Raw genomic sequence first — 24,006 nt, forward strand, 5'->3', positions numbered from 1 at the left:
TCAGTCCTCCTTCTCCTTGGTCTGTCTGGACGTGCTCTTACGGGTGCGACGAGCGGGCTGCTTGCGACCCTCGTCCTTCTCCTCGTCAGCGTTCTCGTCGGAGTCCTCGTCGTCGCTCGACAGGATGCTCCCGAGCTTCTCCTTGGCCCCTTCGATGGCTCCCGACGTCTTGCCCTTGGCCCCGGACTCCGTCACGCCTTGGATGAGCTCCGGGATGCCGTGGGTCTGGGTATCGGTGAGATCCAGACGATTGACCGCCTCGGCGAAGCGGAGGTACGTGTCCACGCTGGCGATGACGATGCGCGCGTCGATCGTCAGCAGCTCGATGCCGACGAGCGAGACGCGTACGTAGATGTCGATCACCAGACCCTTGTCGAGGATCGTGTCGATGACGTCGGCGAGGCTGCTCGGAGCCGGACGGTCGAGGTACCGGTTCTGCTGGGTGATGGTCATGACTCAGTCGCTTTCTTTCGGTGTCCCCGCGGGCACGGGCTGCTCGGCACGCTCGAGGAGGTGCCTGCGGATGTAGCTCCGGTTGGCGCCGAGCGACGCCGCCAGGCGTGACTTCCCGCTGCCCACGAAGTAGCCGATGCACCAGTCGAGCTGCTGCAAGGCGTCCTCCGCGGCGGTTCGGTATCGGTCGACCTCCTCCATGAGGTGCTCGACCTCACGCTCGAGCTCCTGGACCTGGCTGTCGTCAGCGGCCATGCTCACGCCCCCTTGGCGGAGGAGCGGGAAGACGTACGCTTGCTCGCGCTCTGCTTGCTGGCGCTCTGCTTCCTCGGGCTCCGCTTGGTCGCGCTCTGCTTCGTCGGGCGCTGCGCGCTCGTGGTCTTCTTCGCGGCTGTCTTCTTGGCCGTGGTCTTCCTGGCCGTCGTCGTCTTCTTCGCTGCAGTCTTCTTCGCTGCAGTCTTCTTGGCCGGGGGCTTGTCACCGGACTGACCGTTCCCGGAAGAGCTGTTTCCAGAACTCTTGCCGGACGACCCGCTGCCGGACGACGACTTCTCGGAACCGCGCGAGCTGCTCGACGTACGGCTGTTCGCCTTGCTGCTCTTCTCCTGGTTCTTCTCCTGGCTCTTCTCCGAGCCTTCGTCCGCGCCGTCGTCCACGACCTGCTTGTCATGGATCTCGCCGGTCCAACCGTCGATCTCGTCGCGATGGAGAAGGGTGTGGTTGGCGACGTGACGCCGGAAGTGCTTCATCTCCAGACGCACCCGGCGACCCTGAGCACGCCAGAGGTTTCCGGTGTGCTCGAAGAGGCCCTTCGGGTGGTACTCGAGCGAGACCAGGATCCGGGTCAGGTTCGGCGCGAGCTCGTGGAAGGTGACGGCGCCGTCGACGCGCCCCTTCTCGCTCTGGCTGGTCCACACGATGTGCTCGTTCGGGACCTGGTCGAGGATGGTGGCCTTCCAGGTGCGGTGGGACCAGAACACCTGGGCCTGCCAGGTGATGACCTCGTCCTCCTCCTGCGTGACGTTCTCGACCTTCTTCATGAAGGTCGGGAACTCCTCGAACTGAGTCCACTGCTCGTAGGCGACGTCCCGGCTCACGGGTACGTCGATCGACTCGACGATGTTCGTCACCTTGAGCTTCTTGCCGGTGGGCTGCTCGCTCTTGCCGAGATTCCCGGCGACCTGGCCGACGGTGTCCTTGACCTGGGTAGCCGTCTCCTTGACCTGGGCAGCGGTGTCCTTCACCTTGCCGACCGGGGCCGTGACCTTGTCAGCGGCCGCCTTCGCGCCCGCCTTCACGGTCGAACCGGCCTTGGACGGCTTCACATCGCCCTTCGTGGGAAAGCTGTCGGCGAAGCCGGTCAGCCGATCGGTGATCCCTTCGACACCGTTGCCGATCTTGTCCAGGCTCCGCTTGCCGAAGGCTCGACCGAGGCCCACGGCCTCGTGTCTCAGCCGGTCGATCGGCAGCTGCGACAGAAGGCCCGAGTCCACCTTGTCCGTAGCCGCGTTCTTGCGAATCTGATCCGTCATGACTCAGGCACCTCCGGTCGGCGCACCTGCGCGACGACGACGGGAGCTACGCGCGCCTCGGCGCGGCTTCTCCTCTTCGTCCTCGTCCTGCTGGTCCGTCTCGTCGTACTCGTCTTCGGGCTCTTCCTCCGGTTCTTCCGCTTCCTCGTCGTACTCGTCTTCGGGCTCTTCCTCCGGTTCTTCCGCTTCTTCGTCGTACTCGTCCTCGGGCTCTTCCTCCGCGTCCTCGGCTTCCTCGTCGTACTCGTCCTCGGGCTCTTCGTCCGGTTCGTCCTGAGCCTCGTCTACGGGCTCTTCGTCCTCCGGAACCTCATCGGTGTCCTCGTCGGATGACGACGCGCCCCAGAGCGTGCTCTGCTCACGCAACCGATCGCTGAGCTTGTCGATCTGGCCCGCGGCCGCGGCGACCGCGGCTGCCTTGCCGGCCTGAACGAGCTTTCCGCTGACCTGCTGCCCGAGCTTCTGAACGTCGGACGAGCCACCGAGGCTCTGCGTACCGATCTTCAGCATCTCGAGGCTGCGTTCGCGAACGGCGCTGTTGCTGAGCGCCGACGCAACGACCACAGCGAGTCGCAGTTTCTTGAATCTCCCGAGCACATAGCCAGCCGCTACAGCGGCTCCCACGCGCGTGGTGACAGACATGTTCGTGCTCCCTCCTCGGGTGGCCCTCCAACCACCCACGTACCCCCGGTGGTACCCGTAGCGCCGCGGGACATACCTCTCATCTGCGGGTTCGTGCCGCGGGATGGCAAGGAACCGTGGATAGTCTCCGAACATGGGCACGAGCACGGGACAGCAGGAAGACCTGCCCGAGTCGGTCGTCGTCGAGCTGCGCCGCACCGCTGCCGAGCTGCTGGGACACGTCGCGTCGTACGCCGATGACATGCTCGCCCACATCCTCGAGCGGATCCCGGAGGCGAGCGCGGATGACGAGCTCCGCGGGCTGACGCTGGGATCGTGCTCCTCGAATCTCGAGGCCGCGCTGTCGATGGTGCGGCACGGTATCGACGTGAGTGCCGCCTCGGCGCCGGTCACCGCGCTCGAGCATGCGCGTGCGATGGCCGGCCGGGGCTACAGCGTCGATGTGATGCTGCGCTTCTACCGGATCGGCCATGCCTACTTCAGCGAACGAATCCTGACCGGGCTCGCCGACTCGGTGAAGGATCCGGCCCTCGCCCTCGCGGTGGTCGCACACCTGCAGCACTACGCCTTCGCCTACGTCGACCGCATCTCCAGCGAGGTCGCCGCAGAGTACGTCGCTGAGCTCGACCGGATCCAGACCCAGGCCCGTGCGGCCCGGACGGACGCGGTCCGCACGTTGATCGCCGGCGGACGGATCGACCTGCGCCGTGCGGAGCGCACGTTGTCCCACCGGCTCACCGGATGGCAGACGGCCTTCGTCTGCTGGACCGATGGCGACGACGTCGATCTGGCGCGCGTCGGTGAGACGGTCGGCGCCCACTTCGGATCACCTCATCCCCTGCTCGTCCCGGACGGCGCTCGGGCGTTGTGGGGCTGGGTCTCCACGACGGGAGCTCCTGGCATCGCACCGGCGGACCTCAGGCCCCTGGCCGGGAGAGTCCCGGACACGGTCCGGGTCACGCTCGGCACGCCGGGATCCGGTGCCGCTGGCTTCCGCGACTCCCATGTCCAGGCACAACGCGGCCGTCGGATCATCGAGCTCGCGGGTCGCGGAGCAGCGGTCACGACGTACGCCGAGGTAGCGCTCGCGGACACCATGAGCGGCGACCTGGAACTGACTCGCGCCTTCGTCACGACCGAGCTCGGCGGGCTGGCGGTCACCGGGCGTCGGGAGGAGGAAGAACGGCGGGCGCTGCTCGCGGTGCTCGACGCACAGGGTGGGCTGGCGGCCGCGGCCGACGAGCTCGGCGTACACCGCAACACCGTGCTGCAGCGGGTTCGCCGGGGTGAAGAACGGCGTGGGCGTCCTGCGACCGAGCGCGTTGCCGAACTGCATGCTGCGTTGCGCTTGGTGAGCGTCCTGGGCTCACACGTGCTCTCTCCGGAGCACGACCAGGTCTGACCGGATCCGGCTGGGATGTGCTGCGCGCACATCGTCATGGGCTCGGCACCTCTCGCGGGGTGCGGCTCGCGGTTCGTACGTTTCGAGCATGTCAACAACGACGGAGCCCGCATCCACTCGTCACGCGCTTCCCGACCCGGGCGAGAAGGTCCCGACGATCTCCTGGCCCATCGTCGGCATCTTCTCCGGCGCGATCGCGCTCTTCACGGTCTCGACCTGGGCGGCGTTGGCCGAGCGCCTTCCGGTCCCGGTGACGGTCCTGCTCAGTGCGGCAGCGATCTTCGTGCTGTTCACCGTGCTTCACGATGCCGCGCACTACTCGATCAGCACCCATCGCTGGGTCAACGTCGCCTTCGGCCGGGTCGCGATGTTCTTCGTGTCGCCGCTGATCTCGTTCAGGTCGTTCGCGTTCATCCACATCGAGCACCACCGCAACACCAACGACGACGACAACGACCCCGACCACTTCGTCAGTGGCGCTCCGTGGTGGCAGGTGCCATTCCGGTTCCCGCTGATGGACGTGCCGTACCTCTCCTTCCTGGTGCGCAACGTTCGGCGGCGTCCGCGGGCGGAGGTGGTGGAGACCTCGTTTCTGCTGGTGATGAGCGTCGTGGTGATCGTGACGGCCGGTTTCACCGGACAGCTGTGGACGCTGGCGGTGCTGTACCTGATCCCCGAGCGGGTCGCGATGTTCGTTCTGGCGTGGTGGTTCGACTGGTTGCCGCACCACGACCTCGAGGACACCCAGCAGGAGAACCGCTACCGCGCCACCCGCAACCGCGTCGGCTCGGAGTGGGTCCTGACTCCTCTGCTCCTCTCGCAGAACTATCACCTCGTCCACCACCTGCATCCCTCGATCCCGTTCTACCGCTACGTCGCGGCCTGGAGACGCAACGAAGAGGCCTACCTCGAACGCGATGCCGCGATCGGGACGGTCTTCGGCCATCAGCTCGACGCGGACGAGTACCGCGAATGGAAGACGCTGAACGGCAAGATGGCCCGGCTCCTCCCGGTGCGGATGCCGAAGCGATCCTCTGCCCGTGCCGCGGAGTTCCACCCGGTTCAGGTCGCCGGCGTCGACCGGCTGACCAATGACAGCGTGCTGATCCGCTTCGCCGTGCCCGACGAGCTGCGCGAGAAGTTCTCCTTCGAACCCGGTCAGCACCTCGCCGTCCGCACCGACCTCGGCGGAGAGGGCGTACGTCGCAACTACTCCATCTGCTCCTCGGCCACCTCCGACACACTGGCGATCGCCGTCAAGCACATCCCTGGCGGTGCCTTCTCCACCTTCGCGATGGAGCAGCTCCGAGCCGGCGACACCCTTGAGCTGATGACACCGACCGGTTCGTTCGGGACAGCGGTCGACCCGCTGGCCACGAAGAGCTATGTGGCGATCGCCGCCGGCAGCGGCATCACCCCCGTCCTCTCGATCCTGCAGACCACCCTCGCCGTCGAGACCGAGAGCCGCTTCACCCTGATCTACGGCAACCAGGACGCGGACAGCACGATGTTCCGCGACGAGCTCGACGACCTCGAGACGCGGTACGCCGATCGGCTTCGGATCATCCACGTACGCTCCCGCGACCCGCGGCACCCTGCCCCGCTCCGCGGTCGCATCGACCGCGCGAAGCTCGAACGGTGGATCGGCTCCGACCTGCCCGCGGCGTCGGTGGACGAGTGGTTCCTGTGCGGACCGGTCGAGATGGTGACCGACCTGCGCGACCTGCTCCTCGAGCGCGGCGCCGAGCCGGACCACGTCCACGTCGAGCTCTTCCACGGCTACGCCAAACCCCGGGTCGCTGATGGCTTCGCCCCGGCCACGGTCACCGTCGGCCTGCGCGGCCGACAGCACGAGGTTTCCCTCACCGCCGGCGACACCGTGCTCGAGGCCGCGTTGAAGGCCGGGCTGGACGCGCCGTACGCCTGCCTCGGTGGAGCCTGCGGCACCTGCAAGGCGAAGGTGACGCTGGGGTCGGTGGCGATGGAGCAGAACTTCGCTCTGTCCTCGGCCGAGGTCGACACCGGTCACGTTCTCACCTGCCAGTCTCGCCCAACCACCCCGGCGGTCACCGTCGACTACGACCACTGAGCCGACAGCTGGGCCCCGCGGCTAGCTGCCGTTGCGTACGGCGCCGTAGAAGTCGCTCAGGCGAGTAATCAGCTCTTCTACCGCATCTGGGCTGGGTCCGGCGGCAGGTACGTCGAGGACCAAGTCGCGAAGATGTCGAACAGGCCGCCGATCAGGCCGATCGCGATCCCGTGATAGCGCTCGGTCGGGACCTCGGGATTGGAGGAAGCGCGCAGCGCCGTTGGTGGTCGATCTCCCTCGTCGTCGCCGCGGCGTTGGCGCTGGTGGTCGGCGGTTCGTCCATAGATCGGATCGCATTCCACGAACTCGGCTACACCCGGTGACTCGGTACGGCCCGGTCGCGAACAGGTACGGGGAACGTACGGGTTCTGCAGACGCCGCAGACCCGCAAGATTTCGTTGAGTCATCGCTAGGGGGTCTCCCCTGAGGCTGCCTGCACAGGCATCGTGAGCGCCATTCACGAGCGATGAACCGACATCCCACTTCTCCGGCAACAGAAAGCACTTCGCTCATGAAACCAAGTCTGATGCGACGAGTCTCTGCCGCTGCCGCGGCCATCGGAGCGGCAACCGCCGTGCTCGGCCTCACCACCGCAGCACCGTCGATGGCAGACAGCTACGGCACGTGCCCTTACCCGAACGTCTGCTTCTACGACGACCAGCCATACACCGGTACATACTTCCGCCGCTATCAGGACGTGACCGATTACTATCAGTCGGTGCCGATTCGCTCCGGGCGAATCCGAGTCTGGAACACGCGCAATGACGACGTCGCGTTCGTCCGAGTCAGGAACACGAGTACTGGCGCCATCTACACGTGGTGCATGATCCCCAACAGCGGGCTCGACCTCAACAACAACTCGATCCCCACGGGTATCAAGATCCGCCCCAGGTCCGACTGCCCTAGCCCCGGCCTATACCCCGGCGAGTACTAGGAACCTCTCCCCCGGTGCGTTCTCGCCCTCTGTGCTGTCAGCGGAGGGCGAGTGCCACTGACCTGCTGACGATGTGCCGACATCGCGCGCGAACGCCGGGGCTGCGGCACGTTTTTCTGTAAGCCCGGCAATGGGCGAACCGGTCTGGGACTGCCAACGCACGTGGTGTCCTAAAACTCGGAACTGCCATGCCCGCTAGGATCTGCGCGGGCCGTTAGCTCAGTCGGTTAGAGCAGAGGACTCATAATGCCGAAAGCGCCTCATGTCGCGGGCGGCGGTCTGACCCGGATTCTGATTCAGTGACGGCTGTTTCTCCTGTTCAGAGAACGATTGATTCTGTCCAGATCGAACGATTGTTCGACATATGTCGCGACGTGGCTACGTACTATTCGCGTACGTGGCGTGCCTCCGGTCGTTTCGCTCCTGGCCGCCCTACGCTCCCCGGCGTTGATCGATTGACACCTAGGAGTCAACGCCACCTTGGACGCCAGTGCGCTCGTCGCAGCGCTGGAGGCGACTTGGTCTGCCATCCAGCTGCGACACCCTGATATCCCCGACGTCGTCGTCACCCTCGGCGCGGGCAGCATCGGCGTACCCGCCGGCGCCCTCAAGCTCGGACACTTCGCGGCCGAGCGCTGGATCGCGTACGACAACAAGGACCCGGTCGGCCTGGCCGAGCTGTTCGTCGGCGGCGAAGGTCTCCGCCGCGGTGCTGAACCAGTGCTCGCCACACTCCTCCACGAGGCTGCCCACGGCGTCGCTCACGTACGCGGCATCAAGGACACCAGCCGGCAGGGCCGCTACCACAACACCCACTTCAAGCTCCTCGGCGAGGAGCTCGGGCTCACGATCACACAGGCACCGACGATCGGCTGGTCCAGCACAGAGCTCGCTCCAGGCACCGCGGTTGAGTACGTCGAGGAGATCGAGGCGCTCGCTTCGGCCATCGTCGCGTTCCGCAACACCGAAGGCGCTGCGACGGTCGGGCCGACTGGCGGCGGGAAGCGTGGGCCGCCAGGTGGAAACGGCGGTGGTGGCGGTTCGCGGCGGCCGAAGAACGGTCTCGTCCTCGTCTGCGAGTGCTCCCCCGGCCGCCGGATCCGGGCGTCGGCCGCCGTCGTCGAGCGCGGACCGATCACCTGCGGCGTCTGCAGCGCCGACTTCATCGAGTCTTCAGCGGCGTAAGGCTGTCGGTGCTCAGCGCCATGATGGAGGTCATGAGCGACTACATCATCGACGCATCGATCGACCACGAGACAAGCAAGGTCTACGCCGTGAACGTCTCAACTCCGGACGGCAAGCACGTCGGCCGCTGGGAGGAGCCTCACGCCGGACCGGTCGTTGCCGATTTCAAGGACAAGGACGAGGTCCGCCGGGTCGTCGACGAGATCCGCGCGATTCGATTCCACCTATCGTGATCGCCTGACTATGGGGTCATTCCTCGCCGATCTGGAACTGGTTGACCTCTTCGACGCTGAGACCCATCGATCGAGCCACACGGTCGAGAAACTTGGTTGAGGTCACGAACCATTCGCTCCCACCGCGACGAGCACGACTCCCGGGGTGGTCAGCATCACGAAGCCACGCGTGGAACGCGCGCTCTGCCAGGGCCGAGTTCTCCACCGGGTAGATACGCAGCAGGATCGGGTCTTCGGGCAGCGCGGTCAGACGCCCTTGCGAGCCAGCACGGAAATACGCGTCGACCGAGGAATGTCCGACTTTCAGCAATGTGCGCCCGGTGGCTGGGTCGTACGGGTGCCGCAGATAGTGCGGCAGTGTGTACACGTAGATACCCGGCGTGTTGTTTTCCTCTGCCTGCTTGCTGATCTCCGCCGCATGCTCGACCTCTTCGGCTTGGGCCGACCGGTCCTCAGCACGGGACATGATCAGTTCTTCCTGCGCGACCAGCGCCTCACGAAGCTGGGGGCTGAGGTCCAGGCCCTTGAGCCAGGCCCGCACTTTCCGGCCCGCCGCTTGGGCGACGCTCGGCGAGGTCGGCACCTCACCATCACGGAGCACACGAACCAAGGTGCGATAGCTCGATACCCAGCCAGTTGACGCGGTTCCTTCCTCGTCCGCCATCTGCTGCGGGGAAAGATTCCGCTTCTCGTACTGCCAAAGCCTGCCCAGAACGGTCTCGTCAGCCTCCAGGAAGCGGTCGACTTCCACCTTCCGATCGAACTCCGGCAAAGCCTCTTCCAGCTCAGGCTCGTTCATCCGGCGATCCCGTCAACTGCTGCTTGTCCCCCAACCGCCGCATTCGGATCGCGACTCCATTTGGTTCGCCAGTCTCCACGTCGACAGGCGTATTGACCCGCTCGATCGCCGGCCAATCGAACTCCAGGGTCACTTCGTCTCCTCGATGATGTCCAGTGGCGGCAGCCCGTCGACGATCTTCATCGTTTCCAGGCTGACCGTGACGATGCGCGCGAGCAGGTCGAGGATGTAGCGCGGGTCGCCGACCTCGCGGGACCAGTCGTTGGGGTTGTTGACGATGCCGGATGCCTTGTCGGTCTTGATCCAGTAGCGGTCGATGATCCACTCGATCGCCGACCGGCTGCCTAGCATGTACCGATACGCCTCCTCCGGGATCCCCGACACCGTGATCCGGTCGTTGTACTTGATCGTCGATCGGTCCGCGACCAACTTCCCGTCCACCCGCACCTTCGCGAACGCCATCTTCTTTTCCTTGACCGCGAAGAAGTCGTACGGGTCGCCGACCGGCTTCACGCGGAGCCCGTCGAGCGGGTAGGGCTCCACCGACTCGTAGCCCAAGTGCAACTCGCTCAGCCGCCGGCCGGCTTCCGCGTAGTCGGTGAAGTCCCGCACGAACGGAATCCGCGGCAGCATCTTCTTCAGATCCGCCGCGTACGTCTCGCGGTACTCCGGACTATGCAGCAGTCCATAGGCGTAGAAGAAGATGTCGTCCTTCGAGATCGACGACCTGCTGCCGCCGGCCCCGTATGCCGCCTGGAACCGCTTCAGCGCCTCGTCGGTGATGTTGTCGATCTTGCGATATCCATCGACCACCTCGCCCTCGTCGCCGAGCTCGAGCATCCCAGAGCCGTCCGCCGGCTCGTATCGCCACCGAGGGAAAAACTGGCCGGTGTCGAGGAGGTGCAGATCTGGGACACGGTCGGCGACCAGAGTGCAGAACTCGTAGTGGGATGCCGGCCCAGTCAACTCGATCCCGAAGTTATCGCTTCGAGGCGTTGGGAAGAACGTGAACTGCCTCGACACACTGTCGTTTAGGGTCCGCGAGAAGTACATGTGTTGCGGCGTGAATGGACGATACGCGGCTCTGGTGAGGGCTGTGTCATCGAAAGACAGCGGCCTCCCCTTGTCGAACGTCGCTCGCAGACCACGGCTCCAGCCAACTCGCGATTCGTCGCTTGACGACACACCTACCGCTCTGTCGACCTCGTAGTTCTCAACGAGACGACTGATGGCGTTCGACACGTCCGAACGCGAAAAACCATATGTCCATGCGTCGCGGTTCGTCTTAACTCCGTCGCCATACGAACCGAAGATTGAATCCGCCGGCGCTCTCTTGTCACCGATTGCTGTAAACGTCACGAACTCGTCACGACGCTGACTGAGCCAGTCGCCATGCTCGTTCGGCACAATGTGAGTCACGGGTTCGAGCCCCGTGACTAGCCCCGCGGAGGCTACCTTCGCAAGCTTCTGCCCTGCGGTGAGGTAGTCGCCGATGTCGGTGTAGTGGATCGTTGCGGAACCGGACTTCGCTGGATCTTTGACGAGCACGGTGATAGCGACGGTGGCCCGACTGCCGCCACCGAAGACCTTGCCACCCTCCCTGCGGGACTGCTCCCCGGCGGTGCGCTGGTTTCCGCGGAGGTTGAAGACGTAGATCGAGGAGAACTCCTCTGCAAGTGTCTTGCGCATGCCATCTGCGGTGTTGGAGTCGAGGAAGCCACCGTTGGTGACGTACGCGATGACGCCTCGGTCCTGGATCCGAAGCGTCGCCCACTTGATCGCGCGGATGTAGGAGTCGTAGAGGGAATTCTTGTTCGTTGCCGTTGAGCGCTCGGCGTACGTCTTGCGGATCTCTCCGTCCAGGGAAGGGTACTTTTCGTTGGCGTTGTTGTCATTGGCGCTGTCCTGGCCAGACGAGTAGGGCGGATTGCCGATGATGACCGTGATGGCGAGGTCCTTGAGCTGCTGGAGGCGCTCGTTGTTCTCCGCAAAGATCTCCAGGTCGGGTGTGTCGTCGGGCTCCCAGGATTGGAAGGTGTCCGTCAGGACGAGGCCGGGGTATTCCTTGGTCTCGCCGGTGAGGTCGGCGTACGTCGTCTCGATGTTGACCGTGGCGATGTAGTAGGCCAGAAGCAGGATCTCGGAAGCATGCAGCTCGTTGGCGTACTTGCGGGCAAGGTCGTGAGGCTCGATCAGGCCGGACTGCAGGAGGCGGACCATGAAGGTGCCGGTGCCGGTGAAGGGATCGAGGATGTGGACACCCTCGTCGGTGAGCCCCTGGCCGAACTCCTGGCGGAGCACATCGTCGGCTGACCGCAGGATGAAGTCGACGATCTCGACCGGGGTGTATACGATGCCGAGCTTGTCGACGGTCCGCTTGAACGCGGTGGCGAAGAACTTGTCGTAGAGCTCGATCAGGATCCGCTGCTTGCCCTCGGCGTTGTCGACACCGGCGACCCTGCGGCGTACGGAATCGTAGAACGCCTCCAACGGAGCGTTCTCCGCGGCGAGCGGATGCTCATCGAGCGAGGCGAGCATCAGCTCCATGATCCGGGCGACCGGGTTGGTCTTGGCGAACTGGTAGCCCTCGAAGAGGGCTTCGAAGATCGGCCGGGTGATCAGGTGCTGGGAAAGCATGTCGATCGCGTCGACCTCGCTGATCGACTCGTTGAGTGACCCTCGAAGACCGGCCAGGAAGGCCTCGAACTCCTTGGCTTGATTGGACTCCTTGTCCGCGAGAAGGCCCTTGATCCGGGTGACGTGCTTCTGGGCAATGTCGGCGACGTCCTTGGCCCAGGAGTCCCAGTACTTCCGCTCTCCAACCTTCTGGACGATCCGGGCGTACATGGCGTCACGGAAGCCTTCGAAGCCGAAGTCGAGAGCCATCTGCTCCGAGCCATCACCGAGGGGCTGATCGGTGGGATCGCCGTCGACGGTGGGTGTGACGTTGTCGATGATCATCCGATCCGAGCGCTTCTTGTTGAGCTCGATCTGATTGATCATCGCGTGGAACCGGTCGTCGTGTGACCGCAGCGCCTGGAGCACCTGCCACACGACCTTGTAGCGCTCGTTGTCTCTGAGAGCCTCCTCCGGCGCTACGCCAGAGGGAACGACGATCGGAAGGACGATGTAGCCGAGTTCCTTGCCCGGAGCCTTGCGCATGACTCGCCCAACTGACTGGACGACGTCGACCTGGGAGCCGCGTGGTGTGAGGAAGAGGACTGCATCGAGGGCGGGTACGTCGACGCCTTCGGAGAGGCATCGCGCGTTGGTGAGGATGCGGCAGGTGTCCTTCGGGGCTTCGTCCTTCAGCCACGTCAGGTGGCCGTTGCGCTCGTGGATGCCCATCGTGCCGTCGACGTGCCGAGCCTCGACACGAAGCGTGTTGCGGCCGTCGTCCCCGTTCTCGTCCCGGAGCGCGCGGTCGACAAGGATGGGGAAGCTGTTGGCCGCGAGTTGGGAAGTCTTGATGTCCTTCGCGAACGCGACCGCCGTCTTCATCGGCGTCAGATCCAGGTCGCCGGTCTCGTCCTGGCGAAAGTGCTTGGACAGCCCGTTCCAGCAGCCGATCAGCTTCGCCGCGTCGTCGAGCTTGATCTCCCCAGACTCGGCCATCGCCTGCTGGAAGTTCTCCGCGACGTACTGCTCATCGACGGCCAACACCAGCACCTTGTAGTCGGTAAGCAAGTTCGCCTCGACCGCATCCCCGAAACCGAGCCTGTGCAGCTCCGGGCCGTAGAGGCTCTCGTCGTTCATATCCGCGAGGACAGCCTCGGACTCTTGGGCCTTGCGGCGTACGTCCTCACCAAACACCCGCGGTGTCGCGGTCATGTAGAGCCGCTTCTTCGCGCGTACGACCTGGTTGTCGTGGATCTTCACGAACGACGAATCGTCCCCGCCAGCGAGGGTCACCCCGGTGGTGCGGTGAGCCTCGTCGCAGATGACCAGGTCGAACTCCTCGAGACCTTGCCTCTGCGCCTCGGCTATCACGTCGACGGACTGGTAGGTCGAGAAGACGACCGTCATCCGCTCCTTCGCATGCCTGCCGACCTGGAAGCGCTCGATCAGCGTCTTCGCATCTGTGGTCGCCGGCTCAGTCAGATCGACCGTCGACATGTCAGCGTCTTCTATGTTCACCCTGCGGCCAACGCGTACGTCGCTGCAGACCGCGAACGGGCGGATCTCGACCTCGGAGTTGGCCATCCACTCACGGAGCGTCTGTGACAGCAGCTGGATGCTCGGGACGAGGAAGAGCACTGACTTGCCCGCGCCGGCCATGTGCTCGGCGATCTTCAGGCTGGTGAACGTCTTGCCCGTGCCGCAGGCCATGATGAGCTTGCCGCGGTCGTATGTCTGCAGCCCCTTGAAGACGTCGTCCATCGCGTTCTTCTGGTGCGGCCGGGGCTCCTTCTTGCCCGTCGGGACCAGAACCTCCGGGGTCTTCCAGTCGTACGCCGACCAGTCGAACGCCGCCTCCTGGAGGTAGCCGATGTCGACCCGCTGAGCGACGCCCTTGAGCTCCTCTTCGGCGTTGCCGGACCAGTTGGCGGCGGTGTCGAACAGGTAGCGCTGAGCGAACCCGAACTCTGGCCGCATCGATGCCGCGAGGAACGAGTCGATGTCCTTCTTCGACACCGTGTGTCCAGCGTCGTAGAACTTGCACTGGATCGCCGCGAAGCTCTCGGTGTCGCGGATCTTGGCCACCAGGTCGATACCGATGTCAGTGGTCTTGCCCCGGTTGGGCCACTCGCTCCACAGCCACACGTCCTCGAACTTCGCCGCCCACTCCGGGTCGTTGCGAAGGTACGCCTGGACGAGGCGTTCGAACTTGTCCCCCTGGTCCCGCTTGTCGAGGGCCGTGGCCCTCAGGTTCCCCAACACTTCATGGATCGACACCGACACCCGTCAGATCATGCCGTATACCGACTTTGCTTACAGCACCTCTGGGGATTGACACCTAGGAGTCACAGCCACTTCGGACGCCTACAGTGCTCACAGCGCTCGAGGACACTTAGCCCGCCTTCTAGTTCCGGCACGCTCATGTGCCAGACGTCGCGGTCGCCCTCGGAGCCAGGCTGGGCCGCTCCGCTGAACGGCCGGCAGGCGCATCGACGGCGGTGAGAGAGCGTTGCCCGACAGTCTGTGCGCCGCGGTACCGAACTCCCCGGGGACGGCCGCGTCGATCCTGTCAGGCCTCGTAGTTCACACCGCACGACCGTAGACAGCGACAACGGGTTCGCTCTAGGTTCAGATCACCAAATCTTGCAGCGGTCCCGGACCATTGCATGGGCGCGTTGGGCGATAGAACAGTCACATGAAGGGCGACTTGGTCGAGATGAAGAAGGTCCACCTCACCCGCGAGGTGTTCGTGGCTGGCGGCACTCCTGTGGCGACGTACAACCCTCGTCAGGGCCAGCGTATCGAAGTCATGGTACGGCAGTATCTGTCGGAGCGGGGGAAGGCGCTGACGATCCACGGTGCGAGCAAGAGTGGCAAAACGGTGCTCGTCGAAAGACTGGCGCCTGCCGGCTCAGCGTTGTGGCTTCACGGGCAGGACATCAACGACGTGGCCGACTTTTGGACCCAGCTTGGGACGCGGCTCGGCATCGCCAATTCACGGACATCGGGCGCCGAGCGGGAGACATCCCTCGACACGAAGTTTGGGATGGCCGCGCACATCGGATCGCTAGCGGACGGCAGTTGGCAGCGAACTGACGGGGAACGTGACAAGAAGAGCGAGAGCGCGACGGTTCCGCAGCACGCTGCCGACGCCGTGCGGGAGCACCTCGCGTCGAGCCATGCCACCATCGTCGTCGACGACTTCCACTTCATCCCAGATGCGGCGAAGAGGGCTATCGCTCGCGCGATCAAGACACTCATCGCGAACAGCCCGGTGATCCTCATCGCAGTACCCTCCGAGGCCTTTGAGGTCGTCCGAACCGAGCCAAACATGGAGGGTCGAGTTTGGTCCCTCCCTATTCCCGCGTGGAACGCCGACGAACTATCCGCCATTGGCAGCGAGGGGTTCCCCCTGCTCAACCTTGTCGATCCTGGTGGCAGCGTCGCCAGGAAACTTGCCGAGTGCAGTTACGGCTCCCCGTTCCTGATGCAGCAACTCTGCCACGACCTGGTGCGCTGGGAACTCGGAGTCGAGGAAACGCTGGGATCCCCGCTCGCCCTCGCACCGCCGGTCGACTTCGACCGGTTCCTAGCAGGCTGTGCCGACCGCATGGTTCCTTCGATCTTTCCGCGGCTCCTGGCAGGTCCCAACCCGAAGGGCACTGAGCGTGCGCCCATCAGACTCAAAGAAGGAGGCATATCTACCGACATCTACGGCACCGTCCTCGTGGCCATTCGAAACCTCGTCCCTCCCATGACGCTGTTGGAGCGCGACGTGAGCACTGAAGTCCAGAGGGTCACCTCCACCAACGTAGTCCGCGGGCGGGTTACTAGCGCGCTGAACCAGATGAACACCATCGCGTTCGAGCGCCGTGGTGACAGCGATCCAGTCATTCGGCTGCGTGACCAGCAGCTATACATCCAAGATGCCATCCTCACCTTCTACCTGCGGCACGGGAGTTGGTCGCCAGCCAAATAGGCTCACCGGGCTCCGCTCATACAGCGCCATGGCCGCGGCCACACTCCTTCTATCCCGAGATCGTTCGCCCAGAGGTCACACGACGGATGGCCATCGGACTGTGAGGACGATCGAGTCGTCGAAGGCTTGCCATGAGTGGGACGTGCCAGGACCGAAAACGACGAAGTCACCTTCGCGCTTCATCTCTTGGTCACCGTCCGGGAGGCGTACGGCGAAGTGGCCGCGGAGGAGCATGACCATGGTTGTGCGGACCTCCTCCTCGGCGACGGTCCACTCGTGGCGCTCCTCGCCAGCCGTGTGGGTGCCCCACTTGATCTCGACATCGGTCGAGTGGAGAGGGCTGTTCTCGGGGTCGATAAAGTGGCCGATGAGCCAGCCGCGGCGCTCTGCGCCGTCGTCGTACGCGTTGCCGGTCGCGGTCGTCACTGGGTGAATCCAATCTCGAGGTGGGGCAGCGCTACGCGCTCGGGGTGCAGCTCGTGGAGGCGTCTCAGACCTAGCACGAACGCGAAGAGGCCTTCGTCAGACCAAGCGGGGTTGCGGGCGAGAGACCGTAAGCCGGCCCGGTCCTGGGAAGAGACGAGGGTGATCCGCTCGGACTCCCAGTTGCTCTCGACGTCACCTCCGCAACGGTGCCAGAAACCCTCGTCGTGCACTGCGACAAGACACGGAAATTCATAGTTTCCGGTGAGGAGGTTGAAGCCGAAGCCGGTGCACTCCATCGACCAGCCGGCAGGGCTGGTCTCGGTCAGGTAGCGCATCGGGCCGGTAAGGAGATCCGGGTGCATCGGGTCGACGGTCCGGCGGGTGTCGAGAGTGGTGTCGACCTCGGGCTTGCCGAAGAGTTCCTCCTCGAGCTCCCTCGCGAGCGAGGTTCCGACGCTGACGTCCCAGGTGGGCTCCGATGTCGGCTCGTGGAAGCACTTCGGGATAACGGCGAGGCGCCGCGACGCGTTGAGCACCTTCGCGCCACGTTCCTGGACCAGGAGGGCGAAGTCGGCCGGGCGTGCGCCCTGCGCCGGCCGTGCGAAGGCGGTCAGCGCGAGTGCACCACCCATGCAGTTACGTGAACCCGGGTCGAGCACCGAGTCGACGGTCGGCAACATCAGGTCGCGCAGTGGGAGCGCCTCTCCCCCGGTTTGGACGGCCGCGAGTGTCTCGGCCTCGAGGAGATCGACCGTGAGCGCGTACTGGGCGAATGACCCGGTCGTGAAGGACGTACGCACTCCGTCCGGCTGCGATTCCCAGCCCGTCATTCGGTAGAGCTGGCCGTCGACGAAGCGGGTCTCCTGGACCAGGCACTCGGCGAGCCTCGTCGCCGCGGCCAGGCGCCACGTATCGGACTCCGGTTGCGGTACTACGGCCGCGTCGTGGTCATAGGTGAATCGTCCGGCGGCCTCGTCCGCACGGAGGTCGAGCGGACGGCTGAGCCAGTCAGCTCCGCTGAGGATCGTCAGAGCGATCGATGCGTTGTCCAGGTCGATCTGGACCGGTCGACGGTCACCGAAGCCGTCGGCGTAGTACTGGTGCAGCCGCTCGGCCACGGCCGAACGGTTGGTCTCAGCCGTGCGCCAGCGAGGGCCGGCGGCCGCGTCCAACTGCGCCGCTGCGGCGAGCACACCCGCCGCAGCGTCATCGTCGCGCCCACCCTGGAGCCAGCCAACCGCACTGTGCAGGTTCGTCGATGCCTCGAGGCGCCTGCGCAGCTCGTCACCGTCGGCGGCCGCGGCTCCAAGACCTGCCAACCGTTCGAAGCGTTCGCGCTCAGCGTCGGTGGCTCGCTCGAGGACCGTGTCGAAGATGCGCTGGATCTGCAGTGAGATCGCGCTCTCGCCGCCCTTGCGCCAGTTGGCGACGGCACGCACGGAGACGCCGAGCTGCTCGGCGAACTCCTCGTTGGTGAGCCGCAGAGCTGCGCGTAGCGCCTCTGCCTCTCGCGGGCTCCACTCGACGACGCTCGTCATAGGCGATCGCATCCTTTCCCGACGACCAGCCAGCGGATTGCACTGTGAGTGCACAACCGGTTCATGGTGAGAAACGCCTCGTCGCGGCTGACTAGAGGCATGTCAAGCACCCGCCGAATCGGCGCCACCCACAAGCTTCTCCAGCCGCTCCACGCGGCTCGACAGGCTCGCGAGGTCACGGCGAAGTTGGTCGACATCATCGCCGCTCCCCTGGCTCGCAGGGAGCGCGCTGACGTACGTTCCACGGCCGGCGCTCGACACGAGGACGCCCTCGCGCTGCAGCTCGCGGATGGCGTTGTGCACCGTGACCTCGGCGACGCCGTACGTCTCCCGAAGCTCACGGAGCGGAGGCAGCTTCGCGCCGACCTCGTATTCGCCGTCCCGCACTCGCTGCCGGATGTCCTCGGCGACCTGCTCCTGGAGCGGGATCGCGTTGTCTCTGCTGATCATGCGTCCAAGGTACCGACAAATGCCCTGGTGTGCGTGGAGGCATTGACATTCCGTATTGCCCTAGTGCACCCTAGTGCACATCGGGGTAATGATGTTCACTCCTACGGAAGGCATCAACCGATGATCACCGCACCTACGCACGACGACCTTGCGGAGATCGAGACCGAGTGGCCTCTGATCGCCGCTGAGAAAGCCCTCGCCGAGGCCGAGATCCGCCTCGCCAACTTTCCCGATGACGTGCTCGCTGAGCGCGCCCACAGACGAGCCGTACGCGCCCTCCTGGCGCTGATCGCTCAGCAGACCTCAACCACGGCCGGGCAGCAGCCCGAGGCCTCCTGACTCGGAAGGAAATTCGATGGTTACCGCACCTCTGTTCATCATTTTCGCGATCGCCCTGTTCTGCATGGTCAAGTGGGGCGGAACGCACCCCGGCGTGCTCGCTATGGGCGCGCTGTTCGGTCTCTCGCTCGCCTCGACCACGTTCGGCGCCCCGATCCTCGACGGGATGGAGACCGCGATGACGTCGGCCCTCTCGGCTGTCTCCAACATCGCCGGAGGTGCCCGATGAGCGCCATCAAGTCCCGCGTGATGACGTGGGCGGCCAACCTCCTGGAGTGCCTGCCCGACGTCGAACTCCACGGCTTCGACATCGAAGCCGACTACGTCCCCGCCCTCAACGCGAAGACAAAGAAGCTGCAGATGGTTCCGGCCGTCACGCTCTCCGTCCGCCCGGCCGGCTACGACGCCGCGAAGGTCCTCGCTGAGTCGCTCTCGCTGCCCGAGTCAGACCCGTCGGTCAAGGAGGACGGCCTCGGCCTGTTCGCCTGGCACACCTGGCAGGGCTGGGTGCCGGAAGCGTCGACCGAGGTCGCCGTACGTGTCGAGATCACCACCACCGAGCGCCTCTGGCTGGCCGAGGAGGTGGCCTGAGATGACGCGCCACACGAATGCCGAGATCACGGAGCTGCTGCGCAGCTGGGCATCGGGCATGTACACCTACGGTGCCGCAGCCGAACTGCTGATCCGCTTCAACCGCGGACGGCTTCTGACCGGCCCGTGGGTCGAGTGGGACGAGGGCCGCCAGCGCTACTGGTTCAACACCGACCGCGTGCGAGAGAGCGGCTATCTCTCGAGCGGCGAATCCCGGGTGCTGGCGATTGCGGCCGCAATCTCCTCGGACACTTCGACGGTATCGTTCAGCGATGCCGTGCCCGGCCTGGACCGGGACACACTGGCCCTGGTGCTGGCCGCGATCGCGTACGCCGGAGGCTCCCACGATCATTCCGAGTGGACCTTCGACGCCGACGGCAAGCCTCTTGGTCTCCAGCGGCTCTCGCCGCTGTATCCGTGGCCGCAGGTGGCGGCATGAACACCGCGACCGGCTTCGTACGCATCGTTCGGCTCAACCGGCCGACCCGGCGCCGGATTCACATCAACGGCTACGAGGGCGCCGACGGCATCCAGACGCTCTGCCGGGTCTTCATGCCATGGTCGGCTGGCCTGGTCGCCACGTTCGACGTGGTCGAGCGGCTGAACCAGCGACATGTTCCTGCATGTCCCCGCTGTCTGACCGCACTCAAGGAGCGCGAGACCAAGAAGGAGACCAACCGATGAGCAGGATCACGAAGAAGCCCGCTCCAGCGGCTCGGCGCAAGCGTGCGCCGTCGATCGACGAGCTCAACAAGATCGTGGCGACCAACCAGGCCCTCACCGAGGGTGACGAGGTCGGCGTGATCCTCGGCGAGCAGGGCATCGACACCAACGACCCGAAGGTCCGACAGCGGCTGCGCAGGGCGCAGCGCAACATCCGTCGTCTCAACAAGCGACTCAAGAAGGGCTGGCTCTGAGATGACGACCGATCAGCACGGACCGTCCGAGGTCTACGACCTCGAGGCGGTACGCCGCGCCCGGGAAGCCGCGGCGGAGGCTCCTGAGAGCCTCGAGCCTGCGGTCGACACGGACGGCGTCGACCAGGACGCTCCGAAGACCGTCGACGGCCAGGTTCTGGCCGTGGTTGACGAGCGCCCGAAGTCGGCCCAGCGTGCAGCTGCACCGCGGCGCGAGGTCCTGCCCGGCTGGGCGAAGGATCGCGAGTCGGCCAAGGCTGCAGCAAAGTGGGCAGTTGACTACTACGGCCATGCGACGACCTACCACGGCGTCCGACTCCCGTCGTACTACGCCAAGCTCGCCGCCCGCTCCCCGCTCGGCCTCGGCCGGGTGCTCGCGGCGACGTACGGCTGGATCTTCGACACCTCCGACCGGGATACCCGCGCGCATGTCTTCGGCACCGTGAACGACGCCAGCGCCTACCTGCGACTGCGGCAGGACCGCCGCACGCAGGTCCGCGCCCGACTGTTCCTTACGCTCCTGGTGCTTCTGGTCCTGTCCGGGATCGGTGCGTACGTCGTCTACGGCATCGACTCGCTGATGGTCCAGCTCGGGCTCGGCCTGGCCGCGCTCGCCGGCCTCGGACTGCTCGGCCGGAACCCAGATAAGCCGATCACCGGCCGCTCGGTGGACGCGAGCAAGGAGCCGCGGCTGACGTCCGAGCTGATCGTCAATGCGCTCGGCTCGCTCGGGCTCGCACGGCTGAACCAGGCAATCAGCAAGGACGGGTCGAAGGCGATCGCGTTCGTATCGCCGATCATGCGCGACGGCGCCGGCTTCCGGGCCGAGATCGACCTCCCCGCCGGCGTCACAGCGACCGAGGTCATCGAGCAGCGCGAACGCCTCGCCTCCGGTCTGCGTCGCGGTCTGGGCAAGGTCTGGCCCGAGAGTGACCCTGAGGTCCACTCCGGCCGCCTGGTCCTCTACGTGGCCGACAAGTCGCTGGCGCAGTCCAAGCCCGCGCCGTGGCCGCTGGCCAAGACCGGCAAGGCGAACGTGTTCGAGCCGGTCCCGATCGGTGTCGACCAGCGCGGCCGCCCAGTGACACTGACCCTGATGTTCGCTTCCGGCCTGATCGGAGCCATCCCGCGAATGGGCAAGACTTTCACGCTGCGCCTGCTCACCCTCGCGGCCGCGCTGGACCCGCGCGTCGAGCTGCACGTCTACAACCTCAAGGGCGGGTCCGACTTCATCCCGCTCGAGCCGGTCGCTCACGCGATCCGGTCGGGGGATGACCCCGAGGACGTCGAATACCTCGTACGCGACCTGCGCGCCGCTCAGGTCGAGATGCGTCGCCGCTACAAGCTCCTCAAGACCCTCCCCCGCGAGGTCTGCCCGGAGTCGAAGGTGACCGACGCGCTCGCCTCCGACAAGCGCTACGGCCTGCACCCTCTGCTCTACGTCTTCGACGAGTGCCAGTTCATGTTCGAGCACGACATCTACGGTGCCGAGATCATCGAGCTCGTCACCGACCTGGTCAAGCGCGGCCCGGCCGTCGGCCTGATGGTCTGGGTCGCCACCCAGCGCCCCGACGCCAAGTCGATCCCCACCGGCGTCTCCGCCAACGCCGTCCTCCGGATCTGCCTCAAGGTGACCGGACAGATGGAGAACGACATGGTCCTGGGCACCTCGATGTACAAGGCCGGCATCCGCGCCACCCGGTTCGGGCGCAAGGACCTCGGCATCGCCTACCTCGTCGGCGAGGGTGACGACCCCGTTATCGTCCGTTCCTCGTTCGTCGACGCACCTGCAGCCGAGGCGATCGCCGCTCGCGCCCGAGCCGCGCGTCTCGCGGGCGGCTGGCTGTCGGGGATGGCGGCCGGCGAGGAGCTGCCCGACGACGACACCGGCTCGATCCTCGACCACCTTCTCGCGGTCTGGCCCGAGCACGACCCTGAGTGGTCCAACGGCAAGGTCTGGTGCGACGAGCTCGCACAGCGTCTGGCCACCTCGCAGCCGTCGCTGTACGAGGGTTGGACCGGCGAGCAGGTGACCGCAGCAGTCAAGCCGCACGGCCTGCGCACCGTCCAGGTCAAGAAGATGATCGACGGCGGCCAGGTCAACAAGCGCGGCCTGTCCCGGCGCGACTTCACCAACACGCTCGGACACACCGAGATCGGAGGCCCGGATGAGCCCTGAACCGGCCCGAAATCGGCCCCGATCGGTAGCCGTAGCACCTGCTACCCGTAGCGGCCCTGCTACTACCGAAACTGCTACCTGACCTGCGACGTAGCGGAGTAGACCTCCGTTTCGCACGCCCGTTCGAACACTGGGTCCGGGCCGATCCGACCCCTCCCGCGCTCGCTACCGCTACCCGCTCCCTGCGTAGCGGAGAAACCCTCCGAAACCGCCTCGCTGGCCCAAGTCCCTACCCCACCCATGCCTGAAACAGGAGCAATCACCGTCATGAACGCGCACACCAACTACACCGAGGGCCGTCCCCACGGTCACGCACCCACCACACCAACCAAGACTGCCCGCCCGATCGGCCACCCCTCGGGTCTGGCTGTCGTCGGATACGGCATGACTGCCGTTGGTTTCCTCCAGGTCGCTGTCACGATCGCACCCCAGATCGCCGCCTTGATCCCCGCAGCGGGCGTGGCCGCACCCGCTATCGGGGTCGCCGTCGCCCTCGCCGCCGACGTCGTGTGGGCCGCCCTGGGGCACACCACGATCAACGCCTACAAGACCGGTCAGCGAGCCGCCGCGTACGGCTTCGGTTCCGCCACTGCACTTGCTGTGGCCGCCTCGACGGTCCTACTCGCTGCAATCGGCCACATGGGCCCGTGGTCAGCCATCCCGGCGCTCGCCGCGCTCCTTCTGGTCGCCGACGCGATCCGCGACCAGGTCACCGTCTCCCCCGAGACGGCCACCATCATCCGGACACGCTCCGCGCAGATCCGCGACCAGCGAGCTCTCGCCGAGATCGAGGCCCGCCACGAAGCCCACATGGAGACCATCACCGGCTACGGCGAAGCCGCCCGCCTGGCCGCGCGTACGCACGCCCTGGCCGAGATCAAGGTGACCGTCGAACGCGCCGAGAACCGCGCAGCAAAGCGGCTCACCACCTCGGCTGAGAAGCACTCCGCCGGGGCCGAGACCTACCGCGAGCTCATCGCCGGCCAGGTCGCTGTCACCCCTGACACGGCCCCTGACATCGAGGCTGACAGGACCCCTGACAACCGGCCCAACTACGACCCCTGGGCGATCACCTCACGAACCGCTGATGTCACCCTCGATGTCAGTGCGGCACCGACCCTGACGGTCATCCCTGACACGCTCGATGAGAACGACGAGCAGGACGAGAGCACTGGCCTGTGTGCTGTCTGCTGCGAGCCGCTGAGCACCGAGGACGGCGACCAGGTCCACGACGCCTGCGCCGCCACCAAGCTGCGCGCACACGGGCTCTCCGTGCCCGAGGTCGCCCGTCTACTCGACGTCTCCGACCGGACCGTCTATCGCTGGACCAACGCAGCGGCGACCGAGCTTGCCGGAGGTGCCCGATGACCACCGACATCCATTGGCGCTCCTCCGCGCTCTGCGCCCAGACCGACCCCGAAGTCTTCTTCCCCGAGCCCGGCGGCAGTCCCGACCTCGCCAAGCGCATCTGCGCCGCCTGCCCCGTCCAGGCTGCCTGCCACGAGGACGCGCTCGCCTGGGGCGACGTGATGGGCGTGTGGGGCGGCCACACAGAAGCAGACCGCCGACGCATCAAACGCGCCCGCGGACCCATCTGCCGCAGTTGCGGCGGCTCGTTCACTCGGACTGGGAACAACACCGTCTATTGCAGCGACATCTGCCGCCAGGCCGGCCGTCGCCAGACCAAGGCCGGCTACGA

Annotated in this window: 25 protein-coding genes and 1 pseudogene; 15 read left to right on the forward strand and 11 right to left on the reverse strand. The window is 65.7% G+C overall.

Annotated elements, in window-relative coordinates:
- The 4 genes from gvpJ to ABTX24_RS13405 are packed head-to-tail and all read right to left on the reverse strand — an operon-like array spanning position 1 to position 2,627.
- Positions 1-453 (reverse strand): gas vesicle protein GvpJ, encoded by a 453-nt coding sequence (gene gvpJ / locus ABTX24_RS13390; protein WP_160028526.1) that lies wholly within the window; start codon positions 451-453, stop codon positions 1-3.
- A gap of 3 nt (positions 454-456) precedes the next feature.
- Positions 457-708, reverse strand: a complete 252-nt coding sequence (locus ABTX24_RS13395) for a hypothetical protein (RefSeq protein ID WP_160028524.1) — start codon at positions 706-708, stop codon at positions 457-459.
- A 2-nt stretch (positions 709-710) separates the two neighbouring features.
- The gene (locus tag ABTX24_RS13400; RefSeq protein WP_201451277.1) at positions 711-1,985 is read right to left on the reverse strand and encodes an SRPBCC family protein; all 1,275 of its coding nucleotides are present in this window, start codon (positions 1,983-1,985) and stop codon (positions 711-713) included.
- A gap of 3 nt (positions 1,986-1,988) precedes the next feature.
- Complete coding sequence (locus ABTX24_RS13405) at positions 1,989-2,627, reverse strand: hypothetical protein (protein ID WP_350840213.1); 639 nt, start codon at positions 2,625-2,627, stop codon at positions 1,989-1,991.
- Positions 2,628-2,760: 133 nt separating this feature from the next.
- Here ABTX24_RS13405 and ABTX24_RS13410 point away from each other — a divergent pair, with 133 nt between their 5' ends.
- Positions 2,761-4,029, forward strand: coding sequence for an RsbRD N-terminal domain-containing protein (locus ABTX24_RS13410; RefSeq protein ID WP_350840215.1), 1,269 nt, complete (start codon positions 2,761-2,763; stop codon positions 4,027-4,029).
- A gap of 88 nt (positions 4,030-4,117) precedes the next feature.
- Positions 4,118-6,118 (forward strand): fatty acid desaturase, encoded by a 2,001-nt coding sequence (locus tag ABTX24_RS13415; RefSeq protein ID WP_350840216.1) that lies wholly within the window; start codon positions 4,118-4,120, stop codon positions 6,116-6,118.
- A 77-nt stretch (positions 6,119-6,195) separates the two neighbouring features.
- Here ABTX24_RS13415 and ABTX24_RS13420 read toward each other — a convergent pair whose 3' ends face one another.
- Positions 6,196-6,525 carry a hypothetical protein gene (locus tag ABTX24_RS13420; RefSeq protein ID WP_350840218.1) on the reverse strand — a complete coding sequence of 110 codons (330 nt, stop codon included), beginning with the start codon at positions 6,523-6,525 and terminating at the stop codon, positions 6,196-6,198.
- Between the two features lie 104 nt (positions 6,526-6,629).
- On the opposite strand from ABTX24_RS13420, the gene ABTX24_RS13425 reads away from it, so the two are divergent.
- From ABTX24_RS13425 to ABTX24_RS13435, 3 genes are all read left to right on the forward strand, one after another.
- Positions 6,630-7,052 (forward strand): hypothetical protein, encoded by a 423-nt coding sequence (locus ABTX24_RS13425; RefSeq protein WP_160028514.1) that lies wholly within the window; start codon positions 6,630-6,632, stop codon positions 7,050-7,052.
- 480 nt (positions 7,053-7,532) lie between these two features.
- Positions 7,533-8,237: a hypothetical protein gene (locus tag ABTX24_RS13430; protein WP_350840220.1), complete on the forward strand. Its 705-nt coding sequence runs from the start codon at positions 7,533-7,535 to the stop codon at positions 8,235-8,237.
- A gap of 32 nt (positions 8,238-8,269) precedes the next feature.
- Positions 8,270-8,470, forward strand: a complete 201-nt coding sequence (locus ABTX24_RS13435; protein ID WP_350840222.1) for a hypothetical protein — start codon at positions 8,270-8,272, stop codon at positions 8,468-8,470.
- Positions 8,471-8,486: 16 nt separating this feature from the next.
- Here the strand turns inward: ABTX24_RS13435 and ABTX24_RS13440 are convergent, their stop codons facing one another.
- Genes ABTX24_RS13440 through ABTX24_RS13450 form a run of 3 tightly spaced genes read right to left on the reverse strand, consistent with a single transcriptional unit; the run spans position 8,487 to position 14,150 of the window.
- Entirely contained in the window at positions 8,487-9,269 is a 783-nt protein-coding gene (locus ABTX24_RS13440) for a GIY-YIG nuclease family protein (protein ID WP_350840224.1), read from the reverse strand.
- Complete coding sequence (locus ABTX24_RS13445; protein ID WP_350840226.1) at positions 9,256-9,402, reverse strand: hypothetical protein; 147 nt, start codon at positions 9,400-9,402, stop codon at positions 9,256-9,258. The genes ABTX24_RS13440 and ABTX24_RS13445 overlap by 14 nt, the downstream gene beginning before the upstream one ends.
- Entirely contained in the window at positions 9,399-14,150 is a 4,752-nt protein-coding gene (locus ABTX24_RS13450) for a DEAD/DEAH box helicase (RefSeq protein ID WP_502890783.1), read from the reverse strand. The genes ABTX24_RS13445 and ABTX24_RS13450 overlap by 4 nt, the downstream gene beginning before the upstream one ends.
- 433 nt (positions 14,151-14,583) lie before the next feature.
- Between ABTX24_RS13450 and ABTX24_RS13455 the strand changes: the two genes are divergently transcribed.
- Complete coding sequence (locus tag ABTX24_RS13455; protein WP_350840230.1) at positions 14,584-15,867, forward strand: hypothetical protein; 1,284 nt, start codon at positions 14,584-14,586, stop codon at positions 15,865-15,867.
- Positions 15,868-15,942: 75 nt separating this feature from the next.
- Here the strand turns inward: ABTX24_RS13455 and ABTX24_RS13460 are convergent, their stop codons facing one another.
- The 3 genes from ABTX24_RS13460 to ABTX24_RS13470 all read right to left on the reverse strand — a co-directional run bounded on the left by ABTX24_RS13460 (position 15,943) and on the right by ABTX24_RS13470 (position 18,281).
- A complete protein-coding gene (locus ABTX24_RS13460) occupies positions 15,943-16,293 on the reverse strand; it encodes a hypothetical protein (RefSeq protein ID WP_350840232.1) in 351 nt (116 codons plus the stop codon).
- Entirely contained in the window at positions 16,290-17,831 is a 1,542-nt protein-coding gene (locus tag ABTX24_RS13465; RefSeq protein WP_350840234.1) for a helix-turn-helix domain-containing protein, read from the reverse strand. The genes ABTX24_RS13460 and ABTX24_RS13465 overlap by 4 nt, the downstream gene beginning before the upstream one ends.
- Before the next feature lie 102 nt (positions 17,832-17,933).
- Entirely contained in the window at positions 17,934-18,281 is a 348-nt protein-coding gene (locus ABTX24_RS13470) for a GntR family transcriptional regulator (protein WP_350840236.1), read from the reverse strand.
- Positions 18,282-18,401: 120 nt separating this feature from the next.
- On the opposite strand from ABTX24_RS13470, the gene ABTX24_RS13475 reads away from it, so the two are divergent.
- The 9 genes and pseudogenes from ABTX24_RS13475 to ABTX24_RS13515 form a co-directional block, all read left to right on the forward strand.
- The gene (locus ABTX24_RS13475; protein WP_350840238.1) at positions 18,402-18,620 is read left to right on the forward strand and encodes a DUF6284 family protein; all 219 of its coding nucleotides are present in this window, start codon (positions 18,402-18,404) and stop codon (positions 18,618-18,620) included.
- A 16-nt stretch (positions 18,621-18,636) separates the two neighbouring features.
- Complete coding sequence (locus ABTX24_RS13480; RefSeq protein ID WP_350840240.1) at positions 18,637-18,849, forward strand: hypothetical protein; 213 nt, start codon at positions 18,637-18,639, stop codon at positions 18,847-18,849.
- Positions 18,846-19,211 carry a hypothetical protein gene (locus tag ABTX24_RS13485; protein WP_350840242.1) on the forward strand — a complete coding sequence of 122 codons (366 nt, stop codon included), beginning with the start codon at positions 18,846-18,848 and terminating at the stop codon, positions 19,209-19,211. Before ABTX24_RS13480 ends, ABTX24_RS13485 begins: the two co-directional genes overlap by 4 nt.
- Position 19,212: 1 nt before the next feature.
- The gene (locus tag ABTX24_RS13490) at positions 19,213-19,650 is read left to right on the forward strand and encodes a hypothetical protein (protein ID WP_350840244.1); all 438 of its coding nucleotides are present in this window, start codon (positions 19,213-19,215) and stop codon (positions 19,648-19,650) included.
- A complete protein-coding gene (locus ABTX24_RS13495) occupies positions 19,647-19,895 on the forward strand; it encodes a hypothetical protein (RefSeq protein ID WP_350840246.1) in 249 nt (82 codons plus the stop codon). The genes ABTX24_RS13490 and ABTX24_RS13495 overlap by 4 nt, the downstream gene beginning before the upstream one ends.
- A complete protein-coding gene (locus ABTX24_RS13500; RefSeq protein ID WP_350840248.1) occupies positions 19,892-20,128 on the forward strand; it encodes a hypothetical protein in 237 nt (78 codons plus the stop codon). The genes ABTX24_RS13495 and ABTX24_RS13500 overlap by 4 nt, the downstream gene beginning before the upstream one ends.
- A gap of 1 nt (position 20,129) precedes the next feature.
- Positions 20,130-22,307, forward strand: coding sequence for a cell division protein FtsK (locus tag ABTX24_RS13505; protein WP_350840249.1), 2,178 nt, complete (start codon positions 20,130-20,132; stop codon positions 22,305-22,307).
- A gap of 267 nt (positions 22,308-22,574) precedes the next feature.
- Complete coding sequence (locus ABTX24_RS13510) at positions 22,575-23,675, forward strand: helix-turn-helix domain-containing protein (protein WP_350840251.1); 1,101 nt, start codon at positions 22,575-22,577, stop codon at positions 23,673-23,675.
- Positions 23,672-23,887 (forward strand): annotated as a pseudogene (locus tag ABTX24_RS13515) (WhiB family transcriptional regulator); the annotation flags it as partial. The gene ABTX24_RS13510 and the pseudogene ABTX24_RS13515, both read left to right, overlap by 4 nt.
- Positions 23,888-24,006 lie beyond the last annotated feature (119 nt).

The organism is Nocardioides sp. NPDC127514, assembly GCF_040302125.1.
Lineage (GTDB): Bacteria > Actinomycetota > Actinomycetes > Propionibacteriales > Nocardioidaceae > Nocardioides.

Bases quoted from the DNA above. Each gene is read 5' to 3' on its own strand.
- gvpJ (WP_160028526.1), bottom strand. From the start codon at position 453: ATGACCATCACCCAGCAGAACCGGTACCTCGACCGTCCGGCTCCGAGC.
- ABTX24_RS13395 (WP_160028524.1), bottom strand. From the start codon at position 708: ATGGCCGCTGACGACAGCCAGGTCCAGGAGCTCGAGCGTGAGGTCGAG.
- ABTX24_RS13400 (WP_201451277.1), bottom strand. From the start codon at position 1,985: ATGACGGATCAGATTCGCAAGAACGCGGCTACGGACAAGGTGGACTCG.
- ABTX24_RS13405 (WP_350840213.1), bottom strand. From the start codon at position 2,627: ATGTCTGTCACCACGCGCGTGGGAGCCGCTGTAGCGGCTGGCTATGTG.
- ABTX24_RS13410 (WP_350840215.1), top strand. From the start codon at position 2,761: ATGGGCACGAGCACGGGACAGCAGGAAGACCTGCCCGAGTCGGTCGTC.
- ABTX24_RS13415 (WP_350840216.1), top strand. From the start codon at position 4,118: ATGTCAACAACGACGGAGCCCGCATCCACTCGTCACGCGCTTCCCGAC.
- ABTX24_RS13420 (WP_350840218.1), bottom strand. From the start codon at position 6,525: ATGACTCAACGAAATCTTGCGGGTCTGCGGCGTCTGCAGAACCCGTAC.
- ABTX24_RS13425 (WP_160028514.1), top strand. From the start codon at position 6,630: ATGAAACCAAGTCTGATGCGACGAGTCTCTGCCGCTGCCGCGGCCATC.
- ABTX24_RS13435 (WP_350840222.1), top strand. From the start codon at position 8,270: ATGAGCGACTACATCATCGACGCATCGATCGACCACGAGACAAGCAAG.
- ABTX24_RS13440 (WP_350840224.1), bottom strand. From the start codon at position 9,269: ATGAACGAGCCTGAGCTGGAAGAGGCTTTGCCGGAGTTCGATCGGAAG.
- ABTX24_RS13455 (WP_350840230.1), top strand. From the start codon at position 14,584: ATGAAGGGCGACTTGGTCGAGATGAAGAAGGTCCACCTCACCCGCGAG.
- ABTX24_RS13465 (WP_350840234.1), bottom strand. From the start codon at position 17,831: ATGACGAGCGTCGTCGAGTGGAGCCCGCGAGAGGCAGAGGCGCTACGC.
- ABTX24_RS13470 (WP_350840236.1), bottom strand. From the start codon at position 18,281: ATGATCAGCAGAGACAACGCGATCCCGCTCCAGGAGCAGGTCGCCGAG.
- ABTX24_RS13475 (WP_350840238.1), top strand. From the start codon at position 18,402: ATGATCACCGCACCTACGCACGACGACCTTGCGGAGATCGAGACCGAG.
- ABTX24_RS13480 (WP_350840240.1), top strand. From the start codon at position 18,637: ATGGTTACCGCACCTCTGTTCATCATTTTCGCGATCGCCCTGTTCTGC.
- ABTX24_RS13485 (WP_350840242.1), top strand. From the start codon at position 18,846: ATGAGCGCCATCAAGTCCCGCGTGATGACGTGGGCGGCCAACCTCCTG.
- ABTX24_RS13490 (WP_350840244.1), top strand. From the start codon at position 19,213: ATGACGCGCCACACGAATGCCGAGATCACGGAGCTGCTGCGCAGCTGG.
- ABTX24_RS13495 (WP_350840246.1), top strand. From the start codon at position 19,647: ATGAACACCGCGACCGGCTTCGTACGCATCGTTCGGCTCAACCGGCCG.
- ABTX24_RS13500 (WP_350840248.1), top strand. From the start codon at position 19,892: ATGAGCAGGATCACGAAGAAGCCCGCTCCAGCGGCTCGGCGCAAGCGT.
- ABTX24_RS13505 (WP_350840249.1), top strand. From the start codon at position 20,130: ATGACGACCGATCAGCACGGACCGTCCGAGGTCTACGACCTCGAGGCG.
- ABTX24_RS13510 (WP_350840251.1), top strand. From the start codon at position 22,575: ATGAACGCGCACACCAACTACACCGAGGGCCGTCCCCACGGTCACGCA.